The 16,863-nt window shown below is 51.8% G+C and carries 8 protein-coding genes; all 8 read left to right on the top strand.

Translation table 11 applies throughout. From position 1 onward, the window contains the following. The first annotated feature begins 71 nt into the window (after positions 1 to 71). Positions 72 to 1,478, top strand: a complete 1,407-nt coding sequence (locus DVH26_RS22935; protein ID WP_239625802.1) for a family 4 glycosyl hydrolase — start codon at positions 72 to 74, stop codon at positions 1,476 to 1,478. A 323-nt stretch (positions 1,479 to 1,801) separates the two neighbouring features. After that, positions 1,802 to 7,465 (top strand): S-layer homology domain-containing protein, encoded by a 5,664-nt coding sequence (locus DVH26_RS22930; protein ID WP_239625800.1) that lies wholly within the window; start codon positions 1,802 to 1,804, stop codon positions 7,463 to 7,465. Between the two features lie 184 nt (positions 7,466 to 7,649). Beyond that, positions 7,650 to 9,965 carry a helix-turn-helix domain-containing protein gene (locus DVH26_RS22925; RefSeq protein WP_239625798.1) on the top strand — a complete coding sequence of 772 codons (2,316 nt, stop codon included), beginning with the start codon at positions 7,650 to 7,652 and terminating at the stop codon, positions 9,963 to 9,965. 245 nt (positions 9,966 to 10,210) lie between these two features. Continuing rightward, positions 10,211 to 11,833 (top strand): extracellular solute-binding protein, encoded by a 1,623-nt coding sequence (locus tag DVH26_RS22920; protein WP_239625795.1) that lies wholly within the window; start codon positions 10,211 to 10,213, stop codon positions 11,831 to 11,833. An 84-nt stretch (positions 11,834 to 11,917) separates the two neighbouring features. Then, positions 11,918 to 12,874, top strand: coding sequence for an ABC transporter permease (locus DVH26_RS22915; protein WP_379455862.1), 957 nt, complete (start codon positions 11,918 to 11,920; stop codon positions 12,872 to 12,874). Positions 12,875 to 12,887: 13 nt separating this feature from the next. Next, positions 12,888 to 13,766, top strand: coding sequence for a carbohydrate ABC transporter permease (locus DVH26_RS22910; RefSeq protein ID WP_239625793.1), 879 nt, complete (start codon positions 12,888 to 12,890; stop codon positions 13,764 to 13,766). A gap of 230 nt (positions 13,767 to 13,996) precedes the next feature. Continuing rightward, positions 13,997 to 15,859 (top strand): chondroitinase-B domain-containing protein, encoded by a 1,863-nt coding sequence (locus DVH26_RS22905; RefSeq protein WP_239625791.1) that lies wholly within the window; start codon positions 13,997 to 13,999, stop codon positions 15,857 to 15,859. Positions 15,860 to 16,086: 227 nt separating this feature from the next. After that, positions 16,087 to 16,842: a YheC/YheD family protein gene (locus DVH26_RS37380; RefSeq protein ID WP_481857539.1), complete on the top strand. Its 756-nt coding sequence runs from the start codon at positions 16,087 to 16,089 to the stop codon at positions 16,840 to 16,842. Positions 16,843 to 16,863 lie beyond the last annotated feature (21 nt).

Here is a 16,863-nt window from a genome sequence, read left to right as displayed (position 1 = left end):
TACTAAATGACATGATGTTAGTACCGAGAGGCATTCCGCAATCATGCCATTCTCCTATAATAAAAATATGAATGGAGGAGATAAACATGAGTAGTCACAAACCGAAGGTAGTCGTGCTGGGAGCGGGCAGCTTGTTTTTTGGCAGACAAGCTATTTGGCAGATGGTTCATTCCGAGCATTTAAACAAAGGCACTCTGGCGTTGGTTGATACCAATGAAGAGCGATTGAACAAGCTGGTGAGGCTCGCAAGAATGGTGGCTGAAGCCAATAAAGTAGAGCTCAAGATTGAAGGCTCGGTAGACCGGAAGCAGGTGCTGAAGGACGCGGACTTCGTAGTGCTCAGCTTTGCGGAGGATACCGTAAAATACAGAGGGATCGACTGCGCGATCTCCGAGAAATATGGAATTAGAATGTGCTCAGGAGACACCATTGGTCCCGGAGGGATATTCCGTGCGATGAGGGAGCTGCCCGTGATTATGGATTGCGCCAAGGATATCGAGGCCATTTGCCCTGATGCATGGGTCATTAACTATATCAATCCGTCCGCTGTACATGGAATCGCCTTGAAGCGATATGCTCCTAATCTCAAAAGCTTCGCCTTGTGCGATTCGCACCATATGCCGCATAAGAAGATCATCTATGCGCAGCGTGCAGGGATTATCAGCCATAAAAGCGAGTATACCGAAGAGATGGACCGCAAGTTCGATGCGCGTATTGCCGGAGTGAACCATTTCACTTGGCTGTTAAAGGCAGAGTATGAAGGCAAGGACGTGCTTGCCGATATTGCCGAGTCGATGAAGCGATCGGCGGAGAAGGAGACGGTAGGGGGCGACACCGGAGCCAAGGCTCTGTATAACGATGCGATCAGCTACCAGCTGTACGACATTTTCGGCTATGTCCCGACTTGTACCGCCCATACGAAAGAGTATCTCCCTTATTGGCAAGGATTGGGGAAACTCAAGGATGCCATCCCGCCTCTTTCGATCTGGGAAACGGAAGACAGGTATAAGCGCCATGCGGATATGTGGAAGCAGGTGGATAGTTTCCTTAGCGGGGAGACGCCAATCGAGCAATATATGACTTCCTTCGGTCCGGACCATGCTACAGATATTATTGAGAACATGGTAGCGGGATTAGGAAAGCCGTTCTTCATCAATACGTTCAACCAGGGTGCGGTAACCAATATGAACGACGATGCGTTCCTGGAGCTGTTGTGTGAGGTCACGATGGACGGTGTGAAACCGTTCCCCGTTGGCGCTATGCCTCGAGGTATCCGGGGGATGCAGGAGCTTGTGCTCGATACCCATGAATTGACGGCTGAAGCCGTAATCGAAGGAAGCCGCGAGAAGCTTAGAAGAGCCATGCTGACGGATCCGTTGGTCAACTCGATTGCCGATGCCGATCAAATCATCACTGAACTGCTAGAGCTGGAGAAGGATGTCATTCCCGATCATTGGTATGCTAAAAGTTTGGCCTAAGCTGTATAGCAAAGTCGTCCTGCACTTTCGGGGGCGGCTTTTTTGTTATTTTGGACAAAACCTTCGTCGTTTATGGGATGAACGAGGCTGTCTCTAAGCCCGGAATGAGCTTAGTTTCGAAAATGAGGATCGATTTCACAAATCGATGATATCCGGTTAGTTAAATTCAAGGCGATTTTTAGCTTTTGACGATATCTTTCTACCGCCGCTTCCTATATAACAAAAAGGGATGAGCCTGGATTTGGCTTATTTGAAAACGCTTCATTAAGGTTGCTTGAAATTTAAGGATGCATAGGGAGTTGAATGCAGAGGTGAGAAGGGGTTTGAAATCAATCAGGAAGAAGAAGCAGTGGTCTCAAACGATTCGTATCGGACTCGTGTTTGCCTTACTGCTGAGCGGAGTGCCCGCAGCGCCTCCTCCTGCCCAAGCAGCGGACGGAACGCCGGGGGGCGTCGATGCCTCCGGTTTGCGGCTATGGCTGAAAGCCGACCCGTCCAGCGTTACCGTGACGGATCAAGCCGTTACGCAGTGGAGGGACAGCAGCCCGAACGGGAATCATTTTAGTAACGACGGGACGGTAGCCGCCATAGCGTCGCGTCCAAAGCCAAGCTTCGTGCCTGTGAACGAAGCGTTGAATTTCCAGCCCACGGTGAAGTTCGTGCGCAGCGGGGGGAGCATTTTGCAGGATGCGGACGGCCTGCTGGCGGATGGAGAAGCCGTGAACGGCGCCAGCCTGTTCACGATTACCGGTGGCGCGCCTTCGATGGCGAACTCCTCCATATTTAATCAGCCCTTGGTGTCCGGCAGCATGGGAGCGCACATCCCTCATACGTCCGGCGCGGCAGCCGGGAAAGGAAATGTACTGTGGGATGTCGGAACGACGGCGACTCGCCTAACTGCGTCCAATGTCGTAACGCCTATCGATTATAACGTTTGGGGGATGCATTTCGATGCAAATCCTGCAGCCACCGTCGGTTCTAACGTTTATCAGTCCATTTCGCGTGACGGTAAAGTGGAAGCCCAAACTACCCAAGCGCGTTCTCCGCTGATCGGCAAGGCGGGAGCTGCCGCTTCGTTAGGCTCCGCAGCAGGGGGAGGTTCAGGGTATGACGGGAGCATGGGCGAGATGATCTTGTTTACGAATCCGCTGACCTCTATCCAAAAGCGCCAGGTGGAGACGTATCTTGCCGTTAAGTACGGCATAACGCTCAAGGAAGGCGACTATGTATCCGCCGGCCCAGCCCCGCAGGTCGTATGGAACGCATCGGCTCAGAGCGTATACAGCCACAATATTGCGGGCATCGCTCTAGACAGGGCCGGAGCGCTCGACCAGCCGCAAAGCCGAAGCAGCCAGGGAGTAGCAGCGGAGCAAATCATTGTAACCGCCAAGCAAGCTTTGACGGACCGGCAATACTTGCTGTGGGGAGATAATGGCAGCACAGAGCCGGCTATCCCGTTCGGATCCGGCTACAAGCGTCTCGCACGCACTTGGAAGGTGCAGAATACGGGAAACACCGGTCCTGTACAAGCTGCCATCCCTGCGAGCGTCATTCCGCTTGGCGGCGTGCTGTTAACCAGCTCCGACAGCAGCTTCAGCCATGCGGCAGCGACGGCTTTGACCCCGGCAATGATCCGTGGCGGACAATACTTTGCCGCCGATATCTCGCTTGCCGACGGTACTTATTTCACCTTCGCGGAGAAGGTGCCTGACGTTCAGCTGAACGCGCTGGAAATCGTAAGCGGCGGGCACAATACGCTGGACGGCTTTCAGCCCGGCCGGACAAGCGGGTATACGGCCGTCGTTCCTAATGAAGCGGAACAGGTAAAAGTACTTGCACCGGCGTCCGTCGGGATCACCGTTGCGATGACGATAAGCAATTATTTGCAGGCAGACGTACCGATTACGGACCCGGATCACGTAGCGCTCGTTCCGGGAGTGAACAAGCTGCGGGTCGAGCTGTCGAACGGAAGCTCCAGCAACGCTTACAGTGTAGACATCATTCGCCGGCTGGCGGTCGGTTCGGACGGCAAGATCGGGCTTAACGCAGGCTCCGTTAGTGCCAGCTCGTATCAGCCCAATACCAGCTACGTGCCTGCCAAAGTAGTGGACGGCAATTGGGAGGATCCCGAAAGCCGCTGGTCCGCTTCAGGGCAAGGACAATGGCTGCAGTTCGATCTGGGGCAGCCGCAGTCGGTGACGTACTTGCAGATCGCATTCTTGAATGCGCGAGAGCGGCTATCTACCTTTGAAATCGTGGAATCGAACGATCCTGATTTTGCAACAAGCACCGTGCTTCTTGCCAAAAGAAAAAGCAGGTCGCTGCTTCCGACCGACAGCATCCTGCAGCCATACGTGCTTGATAAGCCGGCTTCTGCACGATATGTGCGGCTAATCGGGTATGGGAACAGCGCGTCAGGCAGCTCGGGGAATTGGAACAGTCTGACGGAAATCGCCCTGTACACGGGGACGCCGCCAGTGATAGTAGAGCCGGAGGAGCCGACAGGACCTCCTCAAGCGGGGGATACTCCGGAAGGGCCGGAGCCGGTGCTCGAGATCATTGAAGTTAGCAGCGCAGCAGAGCTGCAAACGGCGTTGGACCAGGCGCGCCCGGGAATCGAAATCCGCTTGAACAACGGCTCCTATGAGCAGAACGGCCCGTTCGTCATTAAGGATAAACAGGGAACGGCCGCTCTCCCGATCCGGATCAAGGCGAAGGAACAAGGCAAAGCCGTAATCAAAGGCAACAGCTATCTGCATATTGAAAATGCCAAGCATGTGGAAGTTTCCGGGCTCGTTTTCAACAGCGGCATCGGTACGCCGGGACTGGATTACCGTGGCGTCGATCCTGCCCTCGCGGCGGTGCTGAAGGCGGAGGATTCGTCATCCGCGACGGTGCCCAAACGACAATTCCCGAACGAACAGGTCCATCCCGGAGTGGAATTGAACAATTCCAGCAATATTTCCATATTGAAAAACCGGTTCGCGCTAGACGAGACAGGCCAGCCTTACCGCTTTAACGCCCCGGACGGAACAGGTCAAGTGTGGTGTCTGACGAATATCGAAGGCAGCTGCCGAATCGGCGGCGGAGACCATTATATAGCCGACAGGCCGGTGTACAGCGGCGATACTCCTCATACGAACCCGTCGCTTGTTACGGACAACGGTACTCACCGACACTTCATACGGGTGGAAGGCGAGAGCAGCCATAACCGGATCGCTTATAACGACATCGGTCCCAAGAAGGGCTTCGGCGCTACGATAACCTACAACGGCAAAGAAGGCGGAACGGTCTCCCAGTACGATACGATTGAGTACAACTACTTCCATGACATCGGTCCAAGAGTTACGAACGGTCTGGAAGTGATCCGCCTCGGGCTGTCCGGGTTATCACTTGCTTCCGGTTATGTAACCATTCAGCATAATTTGTTCGAAGGGCTTAACGCCGAGGATGAGATCATTTCGGTCAAAAGCAGCGATAATATCGTGCGCTACAATACGATACGGAATTCTTACGGTGGCATCGTAGCCCGGCACGGACACCGCAACAGCTTTTACGGCAATTTTATCATCGGGGACGGGAAAACGCCTGGACTCAGTGGCTTCCGAATTTACGGCAGCGATCATAAAATCTATAACAATTATATGGAAGGGCTTACCACCAACGTCATCCGGCTAGACGGAGGGACCCATGACGCCGGACCGGACGGGGGCGTCAATCCGACGGTGCGCTGGATGGAAGGGGCTTCCGAGCAGACGGCCGTATTGAATACGCTGCCGCCGGATAAGCAGACGGAGGTGCTCCGCGGCCATTGGAGACAGTACAACGTCGAAATTTTCAATAACACGATAGTGAATGTGGGGAACAACACGTCTTCCTTCAGCTTTGGCGGCAGAGTATACCAGCCCGTAGGAACCAAAGTGTATAACAACGTCGTATTCAGCAACGCCGGCACCGTATTTAACGAAACATCGGCGGCACAGAATGTGCCGGAGAACGAGCGTCAGATCTATGTCGGCAACATGGTGGAAGGAATCGCCAACCCGACGAATATTACGAATTCGGCGAGAATACCTTCCGGCGCGATTGACAAAAAGCCGCTGCAGCTTGTTCGCAGCACGGACGGGCTCATCCGCTTGTCGGCGAATAGCCCGGCTATCGACGCTTCGAAGGCGCCGTTCTTGCCGCGGGAGGATATGGACGGGCAAACCCGCTACAGCATGCCGGATGCGGGTGCGGACGAATATAACCGGATGGATGCTCCGTCGAGCAGGCCGTTGACGGCTGCGGACGTGGGACCGAATGCCGGACTATCCGTCGAGGACGAGGCGCCAAAGTTAACCGCGCTCTCGATTCAGCCGAACGGGGAGTCCATCCCGGGGTTTCATCCCGATGTAACCTATTACGGCGTTACCGTCCCGAGCGATGTATCCAGCGTGAGAGTTGCACCTGATGCGGCTGGCGGCAATGCTGTGATTGCGGTGAGTACAAACGGCATGAACCGTCATATTGTTGCCGACGGACAATGGAGCGAGCCAATCGTCCTGGCGCAAGACGTCAGCATCGTTACGGTTGAAGTGTCGCTTCCATCGGGGAAATCGCGAACGTATACGATAGCCGTGAAGCGGGAGACCACACCTGCTCCAGGTACGGACATGCCGCTGGACCGCATTGCTTTTGCTCAAGACAAATACAGTATGAAAATCAATACCACCATGCAGACGGTGGTACAGGCAGTATATCAGGGCAGCGTGAAGCCGCTTCAGGGAGTGAAGCTTTTCACGGCTTACCCTGAAATCGCAACGGTAGACGAGAATGGCATACTGACGGGAAGGGGAAAAGGGACTACCGTCGTTGCCGCCGTGTATCAGAACTACTATGCAACGGCTTCGGTCGTAGTAAACGATGATACGCCGGAAGCCGCCGCAGGGCTGCTCGCACTTGGCTTGGACTCCGGTACGGAGCTGAAGCCGGGCTTTGATACCCGGAAGACGATGTATCATCTGACTGTGCCTGCGGAACAGAACCGCTTGACGCTGGTTCCGACGGCCTTGGCATCCGGATCCGTTATTACTGTGAACGTCGACGATTCCAGGCAGTATACGGCTGTCAGCGGCATGCCGGTCGTACTGGAGCTTGCACAAGACAGCCGCGTGATTGTGATCGAGGTGTCGCTGCCCTCCGGCAGCAATAAAGTGTATACGCTCATCGTGAAGCGGAAACAAGGCTCGACGAACCCGCCTGGCGGAGGAGACTCGGGCGGCAGCGGCGACAGTGACGACAGCGACGACGATAGCGATAGCGGCGGAAGCTCATCCAAGCCGGCTTCGCAATCTCCGAGCACGGGAGGGCCAGCCCCTGAAACGCCGCGCACGCCAATACCGGCTCCGTCCGGACCGGACTCATCCAACCCGGTACCGCCGCTTCCATCGGGTCAGCCTCCTGCTTTTACGGATACAGGGAAGCATTGGGCGGCGGATACGATCGCCCAAGCCGCCCGGCTCGGTATCGTCAACGGCTTCCAGGACGGAAGCTTCCGTCCTGATGATCCGATGACCAGACTGCAGTTTGCGGCTATGCTCGTACGCTCGCTGAAGCTCAAAGCCACAACGGCGGCAGTTACGTTCGCAGACCAGTCGGATATCCCCGGCTGGGCTGCAGGCGAGATCGCAGCAGCCGTCCAAGCCGGTATTTTGCAAGGCTACGAAGATCAAACGCTGCGCCCTAATCAAGTGATAAATCGCGCGGAAATGATCACGATGCTGCTGCGGGCACAACAGCCTGATAAGGAGAGCGGTGCGGTTCAAGCACTGACCTTCGTCGATATGGAAGACATCCCGCAATGGGCTCAATCCGCCGTATCCCAAGCGGCTGCCGCCGGTATTGTCCAAGGGAAAGAGGACAACCGGTTTGCCCCGAACGATACAGCGACCCGAGCGGAGTCGGTGACCGTACTGCTGCGGATGCTGGAACGCTCGCAGCATTAATACGAACAGAGCTGGCTGCTGTCTGAACAACAGCCGGCTCTGTTTAAGCTTTACCGCCTGCCCGCCGATGCGGCAGGCGGTCTTTTGCGACTAAGATGAACCGGATGAAGGACACTGTTCATCGTCCGGCTTTTGTGTATAATTGGAGAAAGGGTTTTCAAATTCAATGTTCGGAGGCAGCAGAATGGCTTTACGAAAAATCCGTATCAAATCACGCAGCGTTGTTGTCAACTGGCTTGTCTCCTATCTATCCGTACTGCTTGTCCCGATCATGATTAGCGGCATCATCTACACGGCAACCTGGCACGTTGTGGAATCCGAGGTAAACCGGGCTAATGAATCGCTCCTTCAGCAGATGGAGCAGGCGATAGACAGCAATCTTAGCGGAATTGAACGTTTAAGTGTGGAAATGGCGCTTAGCAAGCGGCTTGCGGGATTCATTCCCACGACCAAGCCGTTGACGGACAACGATTATTATGAAGTTGTCAGCATCGCCGCCGATTTACGGCTGTACAAGATGGCTAACGATTACATAGAACAGGTGTACGTATATTACAAAAACAGCGATACCGTCATATCGACTCGCGATCATATCGACAGCCGGGCCTTATACAATACGATCCGTGAACGCGATGACATGAGCTATGAGGAATGGAAGTCTTTTTTCGACAGAAGGTACATACAAGAGTATGCCCCCATAACGTTGAGGGATGACGGACAGGCTATCAAAGCCGTTATGTACGCCAAATCCGTGCTGCTGGACAATCCGGAACAGCCGGGAGCGGTGATTCTGTTTATCATTAAGGACTCCAAGCTGCTGGAAAACAGCAGTCCCGCAAACCGTTCTTCTGTAGCGGTACTGGACAAACAAGACCGGCTGATCGCTTCGGGCGGGCTTGAGCACAAGCCGGGCTTTCTTGCCAACGACCGGTTGCCCGGCAATAACGGGCTTATCTACGGGGAAAGCGAAGGGCAGGAGGTGGCGGTGTCGTATACTACATCCGAAAATACGGGATGGAAATACGTATCGATGATGCCCGCCGAGCTATTCGATGAGAAGATGCAATATGTCAAAAAACTGATCTATCTTAGCCTGGGTCTGAGTTTATTGATCGGGGGCGTCGTTACGGTATGGTTTATGAAAAGAAACTACAACCCTATCAGCTCGCTCATTCGCAATCTATCCTCGAGATCCGGCATCTCGTTCGAGGAGGGCTCTAATGAATACGGGTACTTGCAGACAGCACTGAACGATACCTTTGCTGAAAAAGAGAAAATCGGACAACGGCTCGAGCAGCATCGCGATGCGATCCGTTCTCATTTTTTGCAAGGACTGCTGAAAGGACGCCCGGATACCGATGTACCGGTTCACGAATCGCTCGCAGCCCACAATATCCGGCTCTCCACTCCGCATTTCGCCGTCCTGTTGTTCCATGTCGAACATTACGGCAAATTCGAGGTTAACGGCTTCGTCGATCCGCAGAAGGTGAAGCTGGTCCAATTCATCCTCATGAACGTCGCGGAAGAGATCGCGGGAAGCCGTTATCAGGCGCTTACGACGGAGCTTGACGACATGCAGGTTTGCATCATCCATTTCTTGGACGACAAGCCTGAGGAGGAAGCATTAGGCCGAATCGCAGAGCAGGTCAAAGCCTTTGTGCTGGATCATTTCCATGTCCATCTGACCGTTGCCGTCAGCTCCATTCATCAGGAGGTAGAAGGAATCTCTCGCGCTTACCAGGAATCTCTGGCTGCTCTGGAATACCGGCTCGTGATGGGCAGCGGGGAGGTCATCCGTTATCGGGAATTGCCTTCGGCCGGATCAGGCCGGGCATCGACAGGTTATTATTATCCGCTGCATATAGAGCAGCAGCTGATCAATTTTGTAAAGACAGGCGATTATGAGAAATCGAAAGCACTAGTTGATGAGATTATAGAAATTAACGTGTCCGGCGCTTCGCCGTCCGTGCCTCTCGCCAAATGCCTAATGTTCGATCTCATCAGTACGATGCTCAAAACGATGGATGAAATCGGCGCCGCCGGCAAGCGGGAATTTATGGATCATGTCAATCCGGTGGAACGGCTGACCGCATGTGAAACGATCAAGGAAATGAGAACGCAGATCGGCGAAGTGCTGAATGAGGCGTGCCAATCGATCGAGGAAGATCGCAAGCAGGACCAAAATCAGCTCAGCCAGCAGGTCATCGCCTATGTCCAGGACAATTACAGCTCGGAGAATTTGAATATTACGATGATCGGGGAAGTGTTCAAGCTGACGCCGTCTTACTTGTCCAAGCAATTTAAAGCCCAAACGGGTGAAGCGCTGCTGGAGTTTATTAACAAGACGCGTCTCGAGGAGGCCAAGAGGCTGTTATCGGAATCATCCTACGCTATCGGAGAAATTGCAAGAAAGGTAGGCTACACGGATATCAATACGTTCAACCGCATTTTTAAAAAGTACGAGGGAATTACCCCAGGCAAGTATAAGGGTCTGATGTAGTAATCATTTGTTAATGCTCAGCTGATGCAGAAGAAAATTCCACTATGTGGAGTTATAGTGTTGCCTCCGAAGCCGCTTTGTGCGGCTTTTCCCGATTTTACAGGTCCGGTACGGCTTTTGCCCTACATGGATTCTCGATTTTACAGACGGTTTTCGTATTTTGATGATGTTCAACAGGCCTGTTCCATTCGATAATAACGCTAGGGCTCACAACGATGAACCACATATTGATGAGGGGGATTGACATGAATAAGCATTCCAAGAAAAAGTCGATAGGTGTCGCCGTTTCTATCGTATTGGCGTCCACCAGTATGCTCGCAGCCTGCTCGGACACCAAACAAGGAGGCACGGACGCAGCCAAGCCTCCGGCAGCGCCGGCAGCGGATGCAGGCAAGTATCCGGTCACAACAGGAGAGACCATAACATCCTGGGAGCAAATCAACGGCAATTTGACCACGTTCGTTCCTAACCTGGCCGATTCGCCGTTCGGCAAGCAGCTGGAGAAGGATACCGGCATTAAGGTCAAATATTCCCATCCGGCGGATGGCCAGTCGAAGGAACAATTTAACCTTCTCATTGCGTCCAACAATTTACCGGATGTAATTGAGTACGACTGGAACAACGCCTATCCGGGCGGACCGGAAAAAGCGATAGGAGACAAGGTGATTCTCCCGTTAAACGAACTAATCGACAAGCATGCTCCGAACTTGAAGAAAATGCTGCAGCAGGATAAAGAGCTGGATAAAATGCTGAAGACCGACAGCGGGAAATATTATGTCTTCCCTATGATTCGTCCTGATAACGGGCTCGTATTCCGCGGACCGATGATCCGTAAGGACTGGCTGGACGAGTTGAATTTGCAAGTCCCGACCACTATCGACGAATGGTATACGGTGTTGAAAGCGTTTAAGGAAAAGAAAGGTGCTACCGCTCCGTTTACCGCCCAGTACAGTAACGAATTCAATGTGCAGGATGCCTTCATTGGCGCATTCCGAACGGCGAACCGTTATTACATCGACGATCAAGGCAAAGTGAAGTACGGGCCAATCGATCCGCAATTTAAAGATGCTTTACAGCTGCTGCGCAAATGGTACTCGGAAGGGCTGATCGACAAGGATTTCGCGCTCAATACCGATTCGAAGGCGCTGGATAACAAAATATTGGGCAACGCTTCGGGCGCAACCGTAGGCTTGTTGAGCGGCGGTATGGGTCGCTGGATGGAGACAGGGAAGAAGCAGGACCCGAAATTCCAATTGGTAGCGGCACCCTATCCGACCTTGAAGAAAGGCGAGCGGGCTTTTATAGGCCAGCGCGATTTCAAGTACAACCCTGCCGCCAGCAAAGCGGTGACCGATGCCGCCAAAAATCCTGAATTGGCCGTAAAATGGCTCGATTACGCCTACAGCGAGAAAGGAAGCCTGCTGTTCAACTTCGGGATCGAAGGGGAAAGCTATACGATGAAGAACGGCGTTCCGACATTTACCGACAAAATTACTAAGGATCCGAAATACAACTTGCAGCAAATGGTCTCCCAATATACGAAGCCGAACGGTCCGTTCCCGGGCGATTCCCGCAAAAGCTTCAATACGTTCAAGGAGCAGGATGAGGCAGTCGGCATCTGGAGTGAAACGGACGCGGCCAAGCATGTGATGCCGCTGTTTATTACTCCGACGGTGGAAGAAAGCAAGGAAGTGGCCAAAATCAGCACCGCTATTGCCAGCTACAAAGAAGAAATGTTCGTGAAATTCGTCATGGGCAAGGAGCCGATCGAGAAATTCGATGAGTACGTGAAACGGATTAAAGAAATGGGCAGTGATAAAGTTACCAAAATTTACCAGGATGCATACGATCGTTACAACAAACGGTAAAACAATGGATGCTTGTATGGGACGTGTCCGCCAATGGCTGGCACGTTCTCCATAAAAAGCAGCGGAAGAATGGAGTGGACAAGAATGACCGCCGTCAATCAGGAAACGACACCGGCCTTTATAGAGAAAAAGCGGATGAAAGCGGGCCTGCTGCTGGATATCCGGAAGAATAAGCTGCTGTACGTCATGCTGCTTCCGGTATTGCTGTATTACGTTGTATTTCATTATGCGCCTATGTATGGGGCGATGATTGCCTTCAAGGATTTTTCTCCCCGGCTCGGAATTTGGGGGAGCGATTGGGTAGGCTTTGCCCATTTTAAAGACTTTTTTACCGGACCGTACTTTTGGCGGACGATAAAGAACACAGTGCTCATCAGCTTGTATGAATTGATCTTCGGCTTCCCGGCTCCGATCATTCTTGCTTTACTGCTAAATGAAATAAAAAATTCCATATTCAAGCGTACGGTTCAAACCGTAACCTATATGCCGCATTTCATCTCGCTTGTCGTCATCTGCGGGATTGTCAAGGATTTTACATCCAGTGAAGGGCTTATCAACGACGTGATTGCCTGGTTCGGCGGCGAGCGCTCTACCTTCCTTTTGGAGCCGGAGCTATTCCGTTCCGTATATGTGTCGTCTGGGATATGGCAGCACATCGGATGGGGAACCATCATCTACCTGGCGGCCTTGACCGGTATCGATCCGGAGCAGTATGAGGCGGCGCGGATGGACGGGGCAGGACGTTGGAAGCAGATGCTTCATGTTACGATTCCCGGCATCATGCCGACCATCGTCATTCTGCTTATTCTTGAAATGGGACGGATGATGAATGTAGGTTTTGAGAAAATCATTTTGCTGTATAACCCAAGCACTTATGAAACTGCTGACGTCGTTTCTTCTTACGTGTACCGCGTGGGCCTGCAGGATTTCAATTACAGCTTCAGCTCGGCGGTTGGCTTGTTCAATTCCGCCGTCAATTTCACGCTGCTCGTCTTCTCCAACTGGCTTAGCCGGAGATTGAACGACACGAGCTTGTGGTAAGGAGGAGATGCAGATGAACCGGCCGACATTTCCGGAACGCTGCTTTGATATGGTCAACGGGTTGTTTTTGACCGCATTGATGCTATTAACCATTTATCCGATCATCTATGTAGCCTTTGCCTCCGTGAGCGATGCCGGACAACTGATGGCGTTCAACGGCATTTTGTGGAAGCCTCTCGGCTTGTCGTTCGATGCTTATTCGAGCGTGTTTGCGAACCCGAACATTTTAAAAGGATATTTCAATACGTTTTTTGTCGTCGTTGTCGGGCTAATGTTCAACATCCTGCTGACGTCGCTCGGCGCCTATTCGCTGTCCCGCAAAAGCTTGGGCTACCGAAAGCCCATCATGCTGTTCATCGTGTTCACCATGTTCTTCAGCGGAGGGCTGATCCCGTTCTATTTGACTGTAAAAGGCGTCGGATTGGCCAACACGCTGTGGGCGCTCATTATTCCGCAGGCGATTAATACGTTTAACCTTATCCTTATGAAAACGGCATTCGAATCCATCCCGGACGCGCTGGAGGAATCGGCCAAGATGGACGGGGCGAACGATTTCGTCATTCTGTTCCGGATAATTCTTCCGTTGTCGATGCCCGTTATAGCGGTTATGCTGCTCTATTACGGCGTAAGCCATTGGAATTCCTGGTTCCACGCCCTGATCTTCCTGCAGGATCGCTCTATGTATCCGCTTCAGCTAATTTTACGTGAAATCCTGCTGCAAGGGGAGGCGAGCGCGATGGCTGTCGGAGCTTCCGATTCGGATGTGGCCATGCTGTCCGTTACGTTGAAGTATGCGACGATTATCGTAGCGACGGTGCCGATTTTGCTGGTGTACCCATTCCTGCAAAAATACTTCGTCAAAGGCGCCTTGATCGGTGCAATCAAGGGTTAGTCAACAGAAAAAGGCCATTCCTTCTAATCAAACATGGACGGAATGGCTTGTTTTTCTATTTTTGAAGACCGTTTCGTGATTTTGATGATTTCAATTCTGTCGCAGATGGGCTATAAATAAATCGGAGTGCGCACTCTATTTTATGAAAACGCTTTAAAACAAGGTGTTATGCAGAAAAGGGTAAATTGGCTCGACAGCAATTTCATTTCTGTAAAGGATGTGCGGCGTTCATGAAAAAAACAAGCTTTTTGTTGATGGTATGCTTTGCAATGCTCGTAGCTCTGATACCGGTTAAGGGCTTGGCGGCCGATACCAAATTGACGGTACTTCCGTCCGGGGTAACGGCAAGCACCGATGACGGCAATGTGCCGGCGAACACTGTTGATGGAGATTTGGCTACACGCTGGTCGGCTAGCGGCGACGGACAGTGGATCAAGCTTGATCTGGGGAGCTATCATTCCTTAGGCTATATTAAGGTGGCCTTCCAGAATGGAGTGGCGAGAACGTTCCGTTTCGATATTCAGACTTCAACGGACAACGTTAATTTTACAACGGTACAAAGTAATGTAGTAAGCAGCTTGAACAACAGCCTGCAGACGTTCGATTTCCCCGACGTCAACGCAGTGCGTTACATTCGTCTCGTCGGACACGGCAATTCAGCTACTGCCTGGAACAGCTATACGGAAATTGAACTGTACGGCAGCAGCCCGAGCGGCGTCATTCCTGTCGCAACGTCGGATCAGCTTCAGTCCGTGCTGAGCAGCGATATCGCAGCTGGCACCAATATCGTACTTGCCAATGGCACGTACTCACAAAGCAATGCTTTCGAAATCAACGGCAAGCAGGGAACCTCCGGCAGCCCTATTACTATTAAAGCGGCGAATCGGGGCCAAGCGATCATCTCCGGAGGCGCTGCCTTAAATGTCAATAATGGTGCGTATATTACCATTGAAGGGCTGAAGTTTACGAATACCGGTAAAACTGCGGTTTTATTAAACGGCTCTAATAATGTCCGGGTAACGAGAAATCAATTTGCACTCGGGGCTACCGGGACCGAGCTCTTCTGGCTTCAGGTCAGCGGGGTCAACAGCCACCATAACACGATCGACCGCAATGACTTCGGCAACAAGACTGACACCGGCCCGTTAATCGCCTACCAAGGGGATGGGAACGGAAATATTTCGCAGCACGATGTCATCGAGTACAACTATTTCCACGATGTGGGGCCTTGGGTAGCGAACGGCAAAGAGACGATACGTCTAGGGTTGTCCGGCGTTTCCTTGTCCGACGGATTTAATACGATTCAGTACAACCTGTTCGAAAATACCGATGGCGAGCCGGAGATCGTCTCCGTCAAGAGCAGCAATAACACGGTAAGGTACAATACGTTCAAAACGTCCAAGGGAGCGCTGACCTCGAGACATGGCCACTCTAACAGCTTCTATGGAAACTTCTTCCTGGGCGATGGCGTAGAATCGGCTCAGGACGGTATCCGCATTTATGGTAATGACCATAAGATTTATAATAACTACATGGAGAAGCTGACCGGCAAGGCGATCCTGCTGGACAGCGGGGACTTTGACGGCGGAACGAGCGGATACCCGCCTAACCCTTCACCTAGCGATTTGACGGCTCAATGGAAAATTTATCGTGCGCAGGTGGTCAACAATACGATTGTGGACAGCGCAACGGGCATTATTGTAGGCTCGGGCAAAACGTATGCGCCTCAGGACAGCATAGTCGCTAACAATATCGTGCGAAATACGACGGGGACGTTATATAATGAAGCGGCTGCTACTAACACGTTGTTCGAAGGCAATATCGGGTTTGGCAGCACCGTGAACAACAAATCGCGGACAACCGCAGAAATTTGGAATACGAATCCGTTGTTTACGACGGTAGGAGGGCTGCAAAAGCTGTCGGCTACAAGTCCGGCGATCAATTATTCCAAAGGCACTTATTCCTTCGTAACTACGGACATGGACGGGGAATCTCGTTCCGTGAACGATACGGGAGCGGACGAACGCTCCAATGCGACGACTTTTACGAATCGTCCGCTCACCGCTGCTGATGTCGGATCGAATATACCATAAATGAAAAGAAGCAGCTAAAGCTTCAGGCATTTTCTGCATTTTCCGTAATTTACGCTGGCTAAATTATACCAGCGTAAATTACGGTTTTTTAATTTTATCGGAATAAGAACATTATAATAACCATTCATCAATCTAACGGCCATATGGGCAAATGAACCAATCGATACTCGCCTGCTTTTCGTATAATGATATGAACTAACCTACAATGAAAACGGAAGTGATAATGCTTGAGAATATCATCCAAGCGACACCTAGTCGGCAGCAAGCTCAAAAAAACCAAAGCACTACAAAAGAACAAACGGCTTGCTTCTCATATACCCCGTACTAAGCGCTTGAACAAGAAGACCTTGATCAAGATGCTAAGGCGCCATAAGATGGTCTATCTAAAACCCGTAAACGGATCCAAAGGCAGAGGCATTATGCGGGTGGAAAAAAAGAAGAGGAGATACAAGCTCAGGAAGGGCACTTCGTCCATTGTGTTCAAGAATGCTAAAGCCCTATATAAATCCGTTCGCAGAATGGCTCGGAAGCCTTATCTGGTCCAGCGAGGGATTCGGACTCTTTTATTTCAAGGCCGATCGTTTGATTTTCGCATCATGCTACAGAAGAATGAGAGTAGCAAATGGGAAGTTTCCGGAATAGTCGGTCGGGTAGCACCGCCAAAGAAGATTGTGACGAATCGCAGTCAGGGAGGAAAGTGCCTATCGGCAAAGAGATTGCTAATGGCAAATATGAACCGCTCCAAAGTCAAGCCATACTTGAATTCTTTATATCGTTTGAGCAGGAATATCGGGGAGCAGCTTCATTCCGTGTATCCGGGAGTTCTGAATCTCGGCATTGACATCGCAGTGAGCCGACAATTGAAACCATGGATTCTAGAGGTTAATACCAACCCGGCCGTTACTCCTTTCATCAATCTAGGTAACCGACAGATGCTCAAGAGGATAAGGCAGTTGATTCGCCTGAATTATGGCAGAAAGTAAAAAAAGAACCGGCTGATCCCT

This window comes from Paenibacillus sp. H1-7 (assembly GCF_022354825.1).
In the GTDB taxonomy this organism is placed as follows: domain Bacteria; phylum Bacillota; class Bacilli; order Paenibacillales; family NBRC-103111; genus Paenibacillus_S.
The sequence above is the reverse complement of the archived record's forward strand: the minus strand, read 5'-3'. Positions and strand labels throughout refer to the sequence as shown.